This is a genomic window from Devosia sp. LjRoot3 (assembly GCF_964252865.1).
Taxonomy (GTDB): Bacteria; Pseudomonadota; Alphaproteobacteria; order Rhizobiales; family Devosiaceae; genus Devosia.
Map to the genome: position 1 here is coordinate 168,005 of NZ_CAXUPK020000003.1, position 16,160 is coordinate 184,164.

Here is a 16,160-nt window from a genome sequence, read left to right on the forward strand (position 1 = left end):
CCGGGACAAGCCCGGTGGTGACGCCAGCAGATGAGGTTGGGTCTAGCCGCCCAGCCCCACCTCCCGCGTCACCCCGATATTCTCCAAAAACGCCCGATCATGGCTGATCACCAGGATCGCCCCATCGAACGCGCGCAATCCCGCCTCGATCTTCTCCACCGCCTCGACATCGAGATGATTGGTCGGCTCATCGAGCACCAGCAGCATCGGCGGCGTCTTCCCGCCCACCGCGCAAGCCAGCCCCGCCCGCAGCATCTCCCCGCCGCTCAGCGTCCCCACCTTCTGCAGCGCCGCATCCGCCCGAAAACTGAACGCCGCCAGCAATGACCGGCAATCATTCTCCGAACTCTCGGGATTGAGCCGCCTGAAATTCTCGACAATGCTCTCGCCCCGATCCAGCAGCCCCACCTGCTGATCGAGCAGCGCCATCGGCCCACCGATCTGCACCGACCCCGCGAATGGCGCCAACTGCCCGGTAAGCAGTTTTATCAGCGTCGTCTTCCCGGCCCCATTGGGACCAGTCACCGCCACCCGCTCCGGCCCGATGATCTCCATCTCGAAATTTCGAATAGTCGGCGCCGCCTCATCATAGCCACCGGTCAATCCGCTCGCCCGCAAAACCACCTTGCCGGCTGGCAAATTGCTCGGCGCCAGCTTCACCGCGAAAGGGGTAAGAACCTCGATCCGCTCCCGCGCCGCCCGCGCCTGCTCCCCCGCCGCACTCGCCATCTTCTCCGCCAGCGTGTCGAGCCCGCCCGCCGTTTCCTCGGCCCGTCGCTTCAGCCCACCAGCCAGGATTTTCGGCATATCCCCCTTGGCGCCCTTCTTCCGCCCACCAGCATCGCGCTGCGCCTGCTTCTCCCGCGCCTCCTGCGCCTTGCGCGCCACGTCACGCACCTGCCGCTCGGCCACATCGCGATCATGCTCGGCCGCCTGCAGCTCCAGCGCCTTGCGCTCGCGATAAAGGCTCCACCCACCGCCATAGGTCTTGGCACCCAGCGTCGTTAGCTCAACAATCGCATCAACTTGCTCGAGCAAGCCGCGATCGTGACTCACGACAATGGCCGCACCACGCCACCCCGCCAGCAGCTCCGCTACCGCGGCCCTGCCCTCGGCATCGAGATTATTTGTCGGCTCATCGAGCAGGATCAGGTCCGGCTCGGCAAACACCAAAGCCGCGAGCGCGGCCCGCGTCCGTTGCCCGCCCGACAATGTGGAGAGCAGCGTCTCCGGCGTCACCGGCAGACCCAACTGCGCCAGCGCCGCCTCAAGCCGCGCCTCCAGCGTCCAGTCGGCCTCGGCCAGTTCATCGACCGTTGCCTCCCCGCTCATCGCCTTGGCGAGCAGAACCAGCCCATCGCGAACCCCAAAGAGATCGGCAATGGTCTCGCCCTCGCCGGGCTGCACCTGCTGTCGCAGCACGCCCATGCGACCCATGCCGCTGATCGCGCCGCCGCTCGGCGTCAGCTCGCCGGCGATCAGCCGCAGCAGCGTGGTCTTGCCCACGCCATTGCGCCCCACAAGGCCTGTGCGGCCCGGGCCAAAGGTCAGATCAAGGTCGGAAAAGAGTTTGTGGCCGTCAGGACCGGTATAGGAAAGATGCGAAATCGTTACGGAAACGGGCATGGATCGAGAATTCTCCAAGGGCAAGGCAGGTCGGCATTGCGTTGGAGAAACGATCCATTGGGCACCATCCGGTCGAGTTGCGATGCGCCATAAATAGCGCAGCGAGACGCAGCGTCAACCGCCCTCTGGCAAATCACCGCCCCCGGGAGTAGTGTCCCGCCTCTATTTTAAGCGGATCGCCACCATGGATCTTTTCACCCTCGCCGCCTTCACCGTCGCCTATGCCATTGCCGTGCTCGTGCCCGGCCCCGGCGTTGCGGCAGTGGTCGCCCGCGCTCTTGGCGGCGGCTTCAAAGGTGCGTTCCCCATGGTTCTCGGCATCCTGGCCGGCGATCTCGTCTATTTCGTTTTCGCCGTCTTCGGCCTCGCCGCCATCGCCACATGGTTCGGCCCGATCTTCGTTATCGTCCGCTGGGCCGGCGCAGCGTACCTGCTCTACATCGCCTGGAAGTTCTGGACCGCAAAACCGGGCGCCGAGCAGATGAAGCCCAAGAACGAAGACCCCTGGAAGACTTTCCTCGCCGGCTTCTCCCTCACCATGGGCAATCCGAAGACCATCGTCTTCTACCTCGCCATTCTGCCGACGGTGATTCCACTCGATCAGATGAACCCCATCGCCTTCATCGAGCTGACCGCCATCGTGGTCGTCGTCCTGCTGCTGATCGGCTGTGGTTATGCGTGGCTCGCCTCAGCGGCCCGCGAAATGTTCAAGAGCGAAAAGGCCTTGGGTCGCCTCAACAAGACTGCCGGCGCCATGATGGCGACGGCCGCAGGACTTGTCGTTCTTCAGCATTAATCTGACAGTAACCAATTCTTGCCAGCCTCAATACATGGCAAGTCTCAGCACCATCTCACAGATGTCCCGCTATGAGCAGATGCAGTACTACCGCGAAAAGCGGAAAGCTGCTTACGAGGCTGTGCAGTCCCAGAGCAGCCGGGCAACTGGCCTGGTCTCGGTGCAGCTTTCCCAATCCCAGGGCATGGGCAATCTTGTCGCCAAGATTGCCAGCCAGCGCAGTATGAACAAGACGGCCTAAGCCACCTCCGCCGCTCGCCTGACCCGCCTTAGTAGCGGCGAAAGCTCCACTGGCGGCTTCTGCTCGATCCGCTGATAGATCCGCCCATCCTTGCTGCGCGTGGCATAGCCCAGCGACACCAGCGCCCGCCTAAGCAGTGCATGGTCACCAAAACTCGCCCACGCCGTCAGCAGCGCCGTCATCTCGGCATCCGAATAGACTCGGCCCGCCTCCATCCGGCTCCACAGCGCCCAGAGGCAAAGCGGCTGCAAACTGTTCTTCGCCGGCCAGCGCATGAGCACGCCGCGCTCATCAAAATGCCGCGCCACCCGCTCGATCAGCTCGGAATCGGCCTTCGGCGCCACCGGCACCTGCTCGGTGGCATCGCTCTCGGCCCGGAAATGCTGGTAATTCTTGTAACCCGCAGACTTGCTCAAGAGATTGAGCATCTCCACGTGCCCCGGCAGCGCCTCGCGCTGCGCCAGAGCCTCCCGCAGGGCGCGGGCAAAAGCCGAAAGATCGGCGATAGTCAGTGCGTGAATTTCTCGCGACATGTCACATCCTTGTACATGCCTCAACTGCCTGTTCGGCAGTGTCGATGGTCACCGGCTTTCGACGAGGCACGAGGACGTTCCTGTCGGTATTCCTTGGAGCAGGTTTAGCTTCCCTTGCGGGACGGCGACGCCTCGGTGAACTGCAGACCGTGCCTCCGAAATACCCCGGCCACTCAATAACTTCAAGCCACCCTGCCCTCCCGGCTTCCACAGCCCCGCATTTGCCACCCATTCACCCCGCTTGACTCCCATCTCCGCAAGTTGCTAATACGCATTAGCTGCTAATACGTATCAGCACTTCTGGGAGGAAGACTTGGCCGCGGTAAAGCGACTGACACAAAGGGACATTGCCCAGCTGGCCGGCGTCAGCCAGGCCACGGTGTCACTAGTGCTCAACGGCACGCCCCTCAGCCGCTCGCGTATCCCCACGGAAACCCGCGAACGCGTCGAAAAGGTCATCCGCGACACCGGCTACGTCGCCGATCCCGTCGCCCGCAAAATGGTGAAAGGCCTCAACCGCATCCTCGGCGTCTTCACCTACGAACCCGCCTTCCCCTCCGGTCAGGCCGACTTCTTCACGCCCTTCCTCTTCGGCATCGAAGAAGCCGCGCAAACCCTCGGCTACGACCTGCTGCTGCTCACCGGCGCCGGCCAGCAGCGCAAGATCTTTGGCGACAATGTCCGCCTACGCCTCGCCGATGGCTGCGTCATCCTCGGCCGCAAATTCGACAATACCGAGCTGGCTCGCCTCGTCGCCGGCGATTTCCCCTTCGTCGCCGTCGGTCGCCGCGACGATGCCGGCGGCCCCGTCCCCTATGTCGGCGGCGACTACGCCCCCGCCACGTCCGCCCTGGTCGAGCGCGCCAAATCCTACGGCCATCGCCGCATCGCCTATGTCGGCCTCAATGAAGGCGCCGAATCCACCGTCGACCGCTGGTATGGCTTTTCCCGCTCCGTGGGCGAAGCCGAACTCGTCACCTCGATCTTCGAGGTCGGCCGCCCGCCCAACGAGGTCCTCGATATCCTGCTCTCGGCCGGCGCCACCTGCGTCTTCGTCACCGAACTCGCCGACGCCATCGCCATCGAACACGCCGCCCGTGAGCGCGGCCTCTCCATCCCCGACGATCTCTCTATCGTCGTCCTCGGCAACCACATCCGCGCCGAAGAACCCGGCCGCCGCTTCACCTCATTCGCTATCCCGCGCGAGGCCATGGCCCGCGCCGCCACCGAAATGCTGGTCCGCCGCGTCGAGCACGATGCCCCCGTGGAACAGCTCCTCCTCCATTGCGAGCCACTCGAGGGTGACACCCTCGGCGCTCCCTCCTCCAAAACCAAGAAGACCAAATGACCAAAGAACTTTCCGCTGATCTTCTCGTCGTCGGTGGTGGCCTCGGTGGTGTTGCCGCCGCTCTCGGCGCGCTACGTTCGGGCCGCACCGTCATTCTCACCGAGGAATTTGACTGGCTCGGCGGCCAGCTCACGAGCCAGGCCGTGCCGCCAGATGAGCACTCCTGGGTGGAACAGTTCGGCATCACCCGCTCTTATCGCCAGCTCCGCAACGGCATCCGTCAATATTATCGCGACCACTATCCGCTGACCGCCGAGAGCCGCGCCTGGGGCGATCTCAATCCCGGCGCCGGCTGGGTCAGCCGCCTCTGCGCCGAACCGCGCACCGGCCTCGCCGTCATCGAAGCCATGCTCGCCCCCTGGCGCGGCGGTGGCCAGCTCCGCGTCCTAAAACCCTACTTGCCCATCGCCGCCGACGTGCAGGGTGACACGGTCCGCGCCATCACCCTGCGTCACCGCGACACGGGCGCAGAAATCACCGTATCCGCCTCGTACGTCGTCGACGCCACCGAACTCGGCGACCTCCTGCCCCTCACCGGCACTGAATACGCCAAGGGCTTCGAATCCCGGTCCGACACCGGCGAGCCCAGCGCACCCGATACCGCCCAGCCCGATAACGTCCAGGCCGTCTCCGTCTGCTTCGCCATCGACCATGTCGACGGCAACCAGGTGATCGACAAGCCAGCCAATTACGATTTCTGGCGCCAGTACCAGCCCGATTTCTGGGGCGGACCGCTGCTCGGCTTCAAGGCGCCCCATCCTCGCACCCTCGAAATCACCGAGCGCAGCTTCACGCCGAACCCCGATGATGATCCGCTGCTGGTCGACGCCGATCAGCGCCGCAATCCCGGCGACGGCAATCTCTGGACCTTCCGCCGCATCGCCGCCCGCCGCAATTTCGTGCCCGGCGCCTATGGCTCCGACATCTGCCTCGTGAACTGGCCGATGATCGACTACATGCTCGGCTCCATCATCGACGTCTCCGAAGAGGAGAAGGCCGCGCACCTAAAATCCGCCGCCGACCTTTCCTATTCCGTCTTCTATTGGCTCCAGACCGAAGCCCCCCGCCTCGATGGCGGCCAGGGTTTCCCGGGCCTCCGCCTCCGTGGCGACATCACCGGCACCGACCATGGCCTCGCCATGGCCCCCTATATCCGCGAAAGCCGCCGCATCCTGCCCGTCACCCGCATCGTTGAGCAGGACGTCTCGATGACCATCCATGGCAACACGCTGTCCAAACAGTATCGCGACAGCGTCGGCATCGGCATGTACCGCATCGACCTCCACCCCTCGACGGGTGGCGACAACTATGTCGACGTCGAATCCGCGCCCTTCGAAATCCCGCTCGGCTCGCTCCTGCCGCGCCGCGTCAAGAATCTGCTGGCCGGCGGCAAGAACATGGGCACCACCCACATCACCAATGGCTGCTACCGGCTGCATCCGGTCGAGTGGAACGTCGGCGAAGTCGCTGGCCTCCTCGCCGCCCACTGCCTCAACCACGGGCTCACGCCGCACCAGGTGCAGGCTGACGACGCCCTGCTCACCGATTTCCAGTCACGTCTCTATGCGGAAGGCATCGAAATCCGCTGGCCCGACGTGCGTGGCTACTAACGAACTCATGTCATCCAGGGAGGAAACAATGACAAAGCATCTATTGAAAACCACGGCCGCAACGGCCGGCATCATCCTGGGCCTTGCCGCCGCCGGCACGGCCTGGGCCCAGGACGCAGTCAATCTGCGCATGACCATCTGGAGCGCCAACGAGGCGCATCTGGCCATGTTCAACGAGATCGCCGAAGGTTTTAAGGCCACCCACCCCAATGTCTCGGTGACCTTCGAACCGCTGCCCTTCGACAGCTATACGACGACCCTGACCACCCAGATCGCCGGCGGCAACCCGCCTGACCTCGCCTGGATTCTCGAAACCACCGCCGCCGACTTCGTCAATTCCGGTGCCCTCGCCCCGCTGACCGACGCCTTCGCCGCCACCGAAGGCTACGACCTTGCCGACGTTTCGGAAAAGGCGACCGCCCTCTGGACCAAGGACGGCCAGCTCTACGCCTATCCCTTCTCCACCTCGCCCTTCGCCATTTTCGCGAACAACGATGTGCTGAAGGCCGCGGGCGCCAAAACCCCGGCCGAACTGATCGCCGCCGGCGAATGGACCTGGGATAACGCCTTCGCCTCGGCCGCCACTGTCGGCCAGTCCGGCAAGACCGGCCTCGTCGTCCGCGATTTCAAGTTCCAGACCTGGCAGAACCTGGCCTCCATCTGGAACGGCTGGGGCGCCGCGCCCTGGAGCGCCGATGGCAAGACCTGCACATTCACCGATCCGGCCATGGTCGACGCGCTGACCGCCATCCACAAGGCTGTCTTTACCGACAAGGCCATGCCTGGCCCGGGCGAAGACATCGACTTCTTCGCTGGCGAAACCGGCATGACCATCACCCAGATCAGCCGTGCCTCGCTGCTGCCCAAGGAAAACCCCTTCGATTGGGACCTCGTGCCGCTCCCGGCTGGCCCTGCCGGTGAATATTCCGTCGTCGGCCAGGCCGGTGTCGGTGCCTTCGCCAAGGGCGCCAACAAGGACGTCGCCGTCGAATTCCTCGGCTACATGACCAATGCCGAAAATTCCAAGCAGCTGGCCCAGTTCTTCCCGCCGGCCCGCGCCAGCCTCCTCAATGCCGAAACCCTCGCCTCGACCAATCCCCTGCTCTCCGCCGAGCAGATCGAAAACGTCGTGATCGCAGGCATCTCCAACGGCACCGTTCTGCCGGGCCACACCAACTTCGCCCAGATCCAGCAGACCATCCGCGCCGGCCTCGACGCTCTCTGGGTGCCGGAAGCCGACGTCGCCGCCGTGCTCGCAAACGTGTGTTCCAGCGTCAGCCCTCTGCTGGCACGCTAGTTCTGCCAACCACCGCACCCCACCCTCCCCCTTGTGGGGAGGGACGCGAGATAGGACTTAGCTCGCTAAGTCCGTGATCGAGCAGGGTGGGGGTATCTCTCCACACGCTCCGCGCGTGGTTCCCCCCACCCTTGATCCCTCCCCACAAGGGGGAGGGAGACGAAGGAACCAAACCTATGAGTGCCTCGGCCTCGCCAAACCAAAAACGCCCCTTCTGGACCATCGCCCGGCGCGACGCGGCGGCAGGCTATATCTTCATCGCGCCCCAGCTCATCGGCATCATCACCTTCGTGCTCGTGCCTCTAGGCCTCGTCTTCTGGTACTCGCTCCACGAATGGAACGTCCTGGCCGCCAGCTTCAATTTCGTCGGCGCGGCCAATTACCAGATGCTGCTGGCCGACCCGAACCTGCCTTCGGTGCTCCTCGCCTCCGCCATCTTCTCGGCCGGCCTCGTCATCCTCAACATGTCGCTGGCTTTGCTCCTCGCCGTCCTCCTCGACCAGAAGCTCAAGGGCATGGTCGTCTTCCGCACCCTGTTCTTCTCACCTGTTGTCGTTTCCCTCGTCGCATGGACCATCGTCTGGAGTTTCCTCCTCCAGAACAATGGCGGCATCAACGGCATGCTGGCCATGCTCGGCATCGAAGGCCCTAACTGGCTCCGCACCCCAACCACCGCGATGATCTCCGTCGTCGTCGTGCAGGTCTTCAAGAATGTCGGCCTCAACATGATCCTGTTCCTCGCCGCCCTTCAGGGCGTGCCCAAGGAACTCTACGAGGCCGCGCGGGTCGATGGTGCCAGCGGTTTCAAGCAGTTCCGCCGCATCACCCTGCCAATGATTTCGCCGACGATCCTACTCACCTCGATCATCACCATCGTCGGCTCCCTCCAGGTCTTCGCCCAGATCGCCGTCCTCACCCAGGGCGGCCCCGGCATGACCACCACGGTTCTGGTCTATTATCTCTACCAGCAGGCCTTCCAGTTCCACTTCTTCGGCTATGGCTCGACCCTGTCGATCCTGCTCTTCGTCATCGTCGCGGTCCTGACCTTCGTTCAGTGGCAGCTCCGCAAGCGGATCGTCTTCTATGAAAACTGATCTCAGCCCCCGCATGAAGACTGCCCTCTATGGGCTGATGTGCGTCCTGCTCATCCCCTTCGTCTTCCCTACCTGGTGGATGATCACCTCGTCGGTCAAACCGATCAGCGACATCTTCGCCTTCCCGCCCGACCTCTGGCCGCGTCGCTTCGATTTCTCGACCTATGCCCAGGTCTTCGAGCTGCAGCCCTTCGCCCGGCAATACTGGAACTCGGCCTATATCGCCGCCCTCGTCACCGGCGGCACCATGGTCATCTCCTCCATGGCCGGCTACGCCTTCGCACGCATCAAATTCCCTTTCAGCAATGCCATCTTCATGGTCGTGCTCCTTGGTCTGCTGATCCCCTCCGAAGTCACCATCGTCCCGCTGTTTCAGATTTTCCTCGGCTGGGGCATGATCAACACCCATTGGCCGCTGATCCTCGTTCCCATCTTCGGGGCACCCTCGGTCTTTGCCACCTTCGTTATGCGCCAGTTCTTCATCGCGCTCCCGAACGAGCTTGAGGAAGCCGCCCGCGTCGACGGCCTCGGCCGGTTCAAGATCTTCTGGACCATCGCCCTGCCGCTCGCGAAACCCGCCCTCGGCGCCGTGGCCATCTTCACCTTCCTCCATTCGTGGAACCTCTATCTCGAACCCATCGTATTCCTCTCTTCGACCCAGATGTTCACCCTGCCCCAGGCCCTGACCCAGTTCACCGACGCCTATGGCGGGGCCATGTGGAACATCCAGCTCGCCGCCGCCACCATGACCGCCATCCCCGTTTTGCTGGTCTTCATCGTGGCGCAGAAGCAGTTCGTCGAAGGGCTCGCCCATACCGGGCTGAAAGGCTGATCCCATGGCTCCCGTTACCCTCAAATCCGTCACCAAGAGCTATGGCGCCACGGCCGTGCTGCATGGCATCGACATCGACATTGCCGACGGCGAATTCGTAGTCCTCGTCGGCCCCTCCGGCTGCGGCAAGTCCACCCTGCTGCGCATGATCGCCGGCCTCGAAACCATCACCGGCGGCGCCATCGAAATCGGCGGTCGCGTGGTCAATGACCTCGAGCCCAAAGACCGCGACATCGCCATGGTCTTCCAGAACTACGCGCTCTACCCGCATATGACCGTCGCCACGAACATGGGCTTCTCGCTCGAACACCGCGGCGGCTCGAAAGCCGAGATCGCCGAACGCGTCCAATGGGCCGCCGGCATTCTCGGCCTCACCCCTCTCCTCCACCGCTATCCCCGCCAGCTCTCCGGCGGCCAGCGTCAGCGCGTCGCCATGGGCCGCGCAATCGTGCGCAATCCGCAGGTCTTCCTCTTCGACGAACCGCTCTCCAACCTCGACGCCAAGCTCCGCGTCGTCATGCGCGGCGAGATCAAGGGCCTCCACCAGCGCCTCGGCGTCACCACCGTTTACGTCACCCACGACCAGGTTGAAGCCATGACCATGGCCGACCGCATCGTGGTGATGAATGGCGGCAAAGTCGAACAGGTCGGCGCCCCGCTCGACCTCTACGATCGCCCCGCCAATCTATTCGTCGCCGGCTTCATTGGCTCGCCCGCGATGAACTTCGTCGAAGGCGAATTGACCCCCGAAGGTTTCAAGGCCGGCAACATCACCCTGCCGCTTCCAGCCAACACGCCGACCTCCGGGAAGGCAACCTACGGTGTCCGCCCGGAACACCTGATGCTTGCCGAGGACGGCGTTGAGGCAACCGTCCGCCTCGTCGAACCCATGGGTTCGGAAACCCAGGTATCCCTGTCCCTTGGAGAGCAATCCATCAGCGCCGTCTTCCGCGAACGCATCAAGGCCCAGCCCGGAACGACCATCCGCATCCGCCCCGACGCCAACGCCATCCACCTCTTCGACGCCACCGGCACCCGGATCGACTGATGTACCACCCGACCAAACTCTACACCGCCCTGACCACCGGCCAGTTCCCGGTCATCGTCTCCCTCGCCCGGCACAATCTCGACCTCGCCAGGGCAGCCCTCGACGGCGGCGCCTTCGCCCTCAAGACCCACCTCAACGCCTACCACCGCGCCACCGGCACCACCTTTGGCACCTTCGCAGAAGAGCGCCCCTTCTTCGAAGAGCTCGCCAAACTCGGCTGCCCCCTCCTCGTCATGGCAGGCCAGGAAACCGTTCCCACCGCAGCTGAGATGGACGCCCTCGCCGATCTCGGCTTCGAAGGCTTCAACGTCTATATCGACCACATGCAGCCCCACCTGCTGCAATCGCGCCTCCGCCCCATGCCGGCCCTCTCCTCGACCAGCACACCGGAAGACGTCGCAAAAATCGCCGCCCTCCCCGGCTGCATCATCGAAGCCTCGATCATGCCCTTCGAGCGCTACCGCACCCCCATGGCTCCAGCCGACCTCTCCCGCTACCGCGCCATCGCGGCAGCCGTCGACGTTCCCGTCATCGTCCCAAGCCAATTGAGCTTCACGCCCGACGATCTCAGGCAACTGCGCCAAGCCGGCATCGCCGCCCCACTGCTGGGAGCGATCGTCACCGGCGACACGCCAGCGTCAATGCGCGCTGCTGTCTCGGCCGCCGCGGCGCCCTGACTGGCGCTGTGACGGCGCTCTTATTGGGCCCAGGTGACCCGCTGCTTATGCCGGCGCCTCATCTGCAGCAACTGGCCCATAATGAGCGCCTTCACCGTCCTTGATGCCGGTACTGCGCCCAGCGGGCTGACGATCATTTTCCCTTCGACCTGGGCATGAATGATGTCGTTCTCGACGAAATACGCCGCTTTGTGCGTTTGCCCGTCGAACTCGACCTCTACGTCGAAGACCTGAGATTGCATTTCCATCTGCGATCCTCCTGCACGCATCTTAGGCGCATGGCAGGGCGCCGCGCATTTAACTTTGACGCACGCCGTGATCGGTACCGACTGCCGATTTGCAGGATCTGCTACCTCATTTGCACGATCGGCTACATTTCTTTGCGCGGTCCCAGTGTCGCGTGATTTCAATGACTTGCACTGCTAACGGCAGGTCCGGTTTGGCCTTCCCGTCGCGCCCTCATCGCGTTCATTGGTGACCCAAAAGTCATCCCCGATGCGCCGGCGCCTGCAAAGGTCCCAGACGCGTTAGGGCCTGACATGGTATCGAAAAATCACCGAACTCGCCGCGCCGCAACGAGCGTGTTGCTGGGCACGCTCGCCGTCCTCCTTGGCACACTGGGCGCTTCCGCGATGTCTTCGCAGTGTCAGCAAATCAACACCGACTGGCCAGGAAAAATAGTCCGCGACTACGCCGAGAACATCTACGACCAGCTCCTGGAAGGAGAGACGATCACCTATTTCGCCCGGACGGCGATCAGCCAGATCGCCGGCGGCACCGGCATGAGCCTCGATGTCGGCTATATGCCTTACGCCATGGTGGAAGGCAGCCAGACCGAGGAAAAGGAGATCAGCGGTTCCTTCAGGGTGGCCCATGACCGCCAGGAAGTCTCCGTCATGGCCTTTGCCAATCCAGACACCAGCGTTTTCGTCAGGATGACCTGCGAGGGGCCAGAACCAAAGATCGAGTCCATCACACCCTCGATCGTGAAAGCCTCGGGTACAAACCAGATCACCATCAATGGCCTTCGCCTTGGCGGCGCCAATAGCATCATGATCGGGTCTTATGCGGCGAATGGTATCTGGTCAGTCAGCGACGAGAGCATTGTCCTCGATGTTCCGCCACAGCCCGTTGGAACCGTCGACATCATCGTCAGGTCGCCCAGGGGCGCGAGCCGGGTTTCCGCTGCATCAAAGCTGACTTTTGCCAATGAGCCCGGCATGCCCGGCATCGGCACGGCGTCAGGCAATGGTGCGACGGCGTCTGTCTCGTTCAGCGCTCCCTCCAGCGATGGCGGTGCTGCCATAGTGGACTACACCGTGGTCGCCACACCGGGAAACCTCTCTGCAACCGGCACGGCAAGCCCGATCGAAGTGAACGGCCTCGCCGCGGGCACCAGTTACACTTTTGCCGTCACCGCTCGCAATGCCATCGGGAACAGCCAGGCGTCGGTCGCGAGCGCCCCCCTGCTCATCAAGACTGCGCAATCGATCAGCTTTCCACCCCCTTCCCCAATGACGTTCGGCAGCCCCACGGGACTGACGGCAACGGCAAGCTCGGGCCTCGCCGTCACCTTCACGACTTCAACGCCAGCAATATGCTCGGTCGACGCCAGCGGGAATGTCACCTCGCTGACCACAGGAAATTGCGAGATCATCGCCGACCAGGCCGGCGATGCCACCTATGACGCCGCGCCAAGCACGGCGCGGACATTGACCATCATACCCGCCCTGCCGGACCCGCCGGTCATAACCACCGTCAGCGCCGGCAACAGGTCTGCCACGGCATCCTTCAACGCACCCGGTTTCACCGGCGGCGCCAATATCAGCGGATACCGCATCACGGCGGACCCGGGCGGCGCCTTCGCGGAAGGAACGGCCAGCCCCTTGACGATCACGGGCCTGACCAATGGCTTGCGCTACACCTTCACGGCAACAGCCACGACAATGGCCGGCACCAGCGCCCCGTCTGCGGCCACCGGCCAAGTCATGCCCCAGTCACCCCAATCCATCACGCTGTCCGACCCCGGCACGGTCCAGATCGGCGCCAGCGTCACCATTATCGGAACCGCAAGCTCTGGCCTGCCGGTAGTGTTCAATTCCATCAACGATGCCATATGCACGATCGATGCGAGCGGCGCCGTCACCTTGATCAGCCCCGGAACATGCAGCATTGCGGCAAACCAGCCCGGCAATGCCGAGTTCGTGAGCGCCCCGCGCGTAACACGGAGCTTCATGGTCAATGGCTCAGTGCCGAGCGCGCCCTCGAGCGTCAGCGCACTGGCCGCGCCGGGTCAGGCGAGCGTCAGCTTCACCCCGCCATCCTTCACTGGCGGCACGCCCATCTCGTTTTACACCGTACACGTCACCCCGGGAGGCCAGACCGTTACCGGCAATGCGAGCCCAATTCTGGTCACCGGCCTGAGCAACGGCACGAGCTACGGTTTCGCTGTAACCGCGACCAATGACACCGGCCCCAGCGCCCTCTCGCTCGCCAGCCCCGGTGTCACGCCAAAAGCATTGCAGACCATAGCCTTGTCCGATCCCGGCCCGGTTCAATTCGGCGACAATGTCACGATAACTGCCAGCGCCAGCTCTGGCCTTCCCGTCGCGCTGTCCACGACGACCCCAGCCATGTGTTCGGTTGACGCGTCGGGCGTGGTCAGCCTTCTGGCGCCGGGGACCTGCGTCATTGCTGGGGACCAGGCGGGCAACACATTCTTCGAAGCCGCCCCACAAGTTTCCGCCAGCTTCCTCATAGGAAGTGTGGCACCGGGCGCCCCAACCCATGTCACCGCCGTTGCCGGACAGGGGCAGGCGGAGATCAGCTTCACGCCCCCCAGCTTTACGGGCGGCAGCCCCATAACAAGCTACACGGTCGTTGCGTCTCCCGACGGCAATATGGCTTCAGGTAGCAGCAGCCCGATCATCGTCACCGGGCTCCGCAATGGCACGAGCTATAGCTTCGTGGTCACCGCGACCAATGCGGTTGGGCCGGGCGCAAATTCCATGCCCAGCAACAACGCAACGCCACAGGGCGCGCAGACCATCAATCTCCTCAACCCCGGCCCACAGGTCGTCGGCGCGACATTCGCAATGTCCGGAAGCGCCAGTTCCGGCCTGCCGCTCAGTTTTGCGTCCAATTCCCCCGGCATCTGCACGGCGACGCCGGAGGGTCAGGTGACAACCCGTGCCGCAGGGCAATGCGTCATCAGCGCAAGCCAATCCGGAGACGCCACCTATTTGCCGGCCTTCCCCGTCGCGGAAACATTCAGCGTTTCCCTGACCCAGATCTCGATCACCCCACCGGCGGGCCAACTGACGCCCGCCATGGTTGGAGAGGCCTACACGCACCAGCTGTCCGCCAGCGGGCAATCAGGGGCGCTGCAATGGTCCCTGACATCGGGCCCACTACCTGCCGGCCTCGTCCTCGACACCACAATGGGCACCATCAGCGGCACACCGAGCGCAGTCGGCAGCAGCGCATTTACAATATCAGTCACCGACCTATCCGGCGGCGGCAGCGCGATGGCCAACTATTCCATCAATGTCTCGCCCCGCGAGATCACCGCGCCGTCCCACACGGTCGTCGTACCAGTTGGAACCGTGCCCGCCCCGCTAGACCTTGCGACAGGCGCCATGGGTGGCCCGTTCTCGGGCGCGGCCATCCTGGCGGTAGAACCGGCCATAGCCGGCAGTGCCTCCATTGCTGCAGGCACTTCGGTCACGCTCGACTTTAAGCCCAACCCGAAATTCTCCGGTCAGGCCGTGGTCTGGTACACGCTGACAAGCGCCCTGGGCACCTCTGCCCCCTTCAGCGTCACATATCTCATCACCGCCGATCTCGCGCGGGTTCAGGCCGAGCTTACGCAGCAGCGCGATCAATTCGTGCAGTCCCGCTCCGCCGTCTGGGCTGCCAGCGTATCAGTGCCAACATTTCATGACCGGCAGAGCGCCATGACGGCCTCCACGCCCGGCTCGATATCGGTATCGCCCAGCAACGGCAATTCCGTCACCCTGGCCTATGCCGCCAGCAGCCAACCCGCAGCGCTCAACGCCGCCGAAAGCCTCGCCATGGCCGAGCCCGATGCGAGCGGGCTGCGGTTCTGGATCGACGGAACCAATACGGTTCATGTCCGGTCTGGCAATGCCGGCGAACAATGGGGCCATGGCGCCACGCTTTCGCTGGGCGCCGACATGCTTGCCACCGAAAAAATGCTGCTCGGCGTTTCCGTACACGTCGACTGGATGAACGCCCAACGCGGCGACGAAAAGAACACCGGTACCGGCCTCGCAGCCGGGCCTTATGTCTCCATCGAGCTCACCGAAAACCTCTATCTCGACGCCAGCATGCTCTATGGCCAAAGCTGGAACGACACGACCGACGGCATCTTCGCAGCGACCTTTGGCACGACACGGTTTTTGACCAGAGCCGGGCTGCAGGGCCGCGTGTCGATTGCCGACGATCTCATGTTGATCCCAAGCGTCAGCCTTTTCTACCTGCGGGAAGAAGCCGGAGGCTATGTCGCGGCCGACAAGAACGGCACGCTCGCCACCATCGCGCCTCTCCTGCTCGAACAGTTGCAGGCCAGCGTCGGAAGCACCCTGCGCTACCGGCTCGTCGCCGACAACGGCTGGACCATCCAACCCTATCTCGGCTTCGATCTAGGCTCTGCCCTGTCCGCGGGCGGCCTTGCATATTCGGCGTCATTATCGACCGGCGTCGATCTGCAGAGCGAAGCGGGTTGGACCTTGGGATTGTCGGGCAGACTTCTTGTCCAAACTGGCGGCACGACTGCAATTTCCGCCCAGACGAAATTAGGCATGCGCTTCTGAGCGAGATTGCCAATGACACGATGCAGCATTAGCTACATGCGTGAAAACAAACACCTAAAGCACGTTGACCGGTTCCAGAAGATCGCGACGCGCTTCAGCGCTCGCCTACCCCGGAAACGTTCGTTCTAAGAGAGTCTTTCATCTTGGGCTTGCCGCATTCAACACTCGATACTCAGGGAATGCCGGTTGGCGACGCTCTATCTGCCTGGCAGGAGAGCATTGG

The 16,160-nt window shown here is 63.5% G+C and carries 13 protein-coding genes; 10 read left to right on the forward strand and 3 right to left on the reverse strand.

Features of this window, described 5'->3' with window-relative positions; all coding sequences use genetic code 11:
• Nucleotides 1–42: 42 nt before the first annotated feature.
• Entirely contained in the window at nucleotides 43–1,626 is a 1,584-nt protein-coding gene (locus ACSQ2A_RS11780) for an ABC-F family ATP-binding cassette domain-containing protein (protein WP_436072401.1), read from the reverse strand.
• A 184-nt stretch (nucleotides 1,627–1,810) separates the two neighbouring features.
• Between ACSQ2A_RS11780 and ACSQ2A_RS11785 the strand changes: the two genes are divergently transcribed.
• Both ACSQ2A_RS11785 and ACSQ2A_RS11790 read left to right on the forward strand, forming a co-directional pair.
• Nucleotides 1,811–2,422, forward strand: a complete 612-nt coding sequence (locus ACSQ2A_RS11785) for a LysE family translocator (RefSeq protein WP_436072402.1) — start codon at nucleotides 1,811–1,813, stop codon at nucleotides 2,420–2,422.
• A 34-nt stretch (nucleotides 2,423–2,456) separates the two neighbouring features.
• Complete coding sequence (locus ACSQ2A_RS11790) at nucleotides 2,457–2,663, forward strand: hypothetical protein (RefSeq protein WP_436072403.1); 207 nt, start codon at nucleotides 2,457–2,459, stop codon at nucleotides 2,661–2,663.
• On the opposite strand, the gene ACSQ2A_RS11795 is transcribed toward ACSQ2A_RS11790, so the two are convergent.
• Entirely contained in the window at nucleotides 2,660–3,196 is a 537-nt protein-coding gene (locus ACSQ2A_RS11795; RefSeq protein WP_436072404.1) for a DUF2087 domain-containing protein, read from the reverse strand. The two genes, ACSQ2A_RS11790 and ACSQ2A_RS11795, sit on opposite strands and share 4 nt — an antisense overlap.
• 313 nt (nucleotides 3,197–3,509) lie before the next feature.
• Here ACSQ2A_RS11795 and ACSQ2A_RS11800 point away from each other — a divergent pair, with 313 nt between their 5' ends.
• The 7 genes from ACSQ2A_RS11800 to ACSQ2A_RS11830 all read left to right on the forward strand — a co-directional run bounded on the left by ACSQ2A_RS11800 (nucleotide 3,510) and on the right by ACSQ2A_RS11830 (nucleotide 11,102).
• Nucleotides 3,510–4,544, forward strand: coding sequence for a LacI family DNA-binding transcriptional regulator (locus ACSQ2A_RS11800; RefSeq protein WP_436072405.1), 1,035 nt, complete (start codon nucleotides 3,510–3,512; stop codon nucleotides 4,542–4,544).
• A complete protein-coding gene (locus ACSQ2A_RS11805; RefSeq protein ID WP_436072406.1) occupies nucleotides 4,541–6,154 on the forward strand; it encodes an FAD-dependent oxidoreductase in 1,614 nt (537 codons plus the stop codon). The genes ACSQ2A_RS11800 and ACSQ2A_RS11805 overlap by 4 nt, the downstream gene beginning before the upstream one ends.
• 28 nt (nucleotides 6,155–6,182) lie before the next feature.
• Nucleotides 6,183–7,451, forward strand: coding sequence for an ABC transporter substrate-binding protein (locus ACSQ2A_RS11810; protein ID WP_436072407.1), 1,269 nt, complete (start codon nucleotides 6,183–6,185; stop codon nucleotides 7,449–7,451).
• Between the two features lie 176 nt (nucleotides 7,452–7,627).
• Nucleotides 7,628–8,545 (forward strand): carbohydrate ABC transporter permease, encoded by a 918-nt coding sequence (locus tag ACSQ2A_RS11815; protein ID WP_436072408.1) that lies wholly within the window; start codon nucleotides 7,628–7,630, stop codon nucleotides 8,543–8,545.
• Nucleotides 8,535–9,377 carry a carbohydrate ABC transporter permease gene (locus ACSQ2A_RS11820; RefSeq protein ID WP_436072409.1) on the forward strand — a complete coding sequence of 281 codons (843 nt, stop codon included), beginning with the start codon at nucleotides 8,535–8,537 and terminating at the stop codon, nucleotides 9,375–9,377. The genes ACSQ2A_RS11815 and ACSQ2A_RS11820 overlap by 11 nt, the downstream gene beginning before the upstream one ends.
• Before the next feature lie 4 nt (nucleotides 9,378–9,381).
• Nucleotides 9,382–10,425 (forward strand): ABC transporter ATP-binding protein, encoded by a 1,044-nt coding sequence (locus tag ACSQ2A_RS11825; protein ID WP_436072410.1) that lies wholly within the window; start codon nucleotides 9,382–9,384, stop codon nucleotides 10,423–10,425.
• Nucleotides 10,425–11,102 carry a hypothetical protein gene (locus ACSQ2A_RS11830; protein ID WP_436072411.1) on the forward strand — a complete coding sequence of 226 codons (678 nt, stop codon included), beginning with the start codon at nucleotides 10,425–10,427 and terminating at the stop codon, nucleotides 11,100–11,102. The genes ACSQ2A_RS11825 and ACSQ2A_RS11830 overlap by 1 nt, the downstream gene beginning before the upstream one ends.
• A 20-nt stretch (nucleotides 11,103–11,122) precedes the next feature.
• Here ACSQ2A_RS11830 and ACSQ2A_RS11835 read toward each other — a convergent pair whose 3' ends face one another.
• Entirely contained in the window at nucleotides 11,123–11,350 is a 228-nt protein-coding gene (locus ACSQ2A_RS11835; RefSeq protein ID WP_436072412.1) for a hypothetical protein, read from the reverse strand.
• Between the two features lie 291 nt (nucleotides 11,351–11,641).
• Between ACSQ2A_RS11835 and ACSQ2A_RS11840 the strand changes: the two genes are divergently transcribed.
• Nucleotides 11,642–15,937 carry a fibronectin type III domain-containing protein gene (locus tag ACSQ2A_RS11840; RefSeq protein WP_436072413.1) on the forward strand — a complete coding sequence of 1,432 codons (4,296 nt, stop codon included), beginning with the start codon at nucleotides 11,642–11,644 and terminating at the stop codon, nucleotides 15,935–15,937.
• Nucleotides 15,938–16,160: the final 223 nt, after the last annotated feature.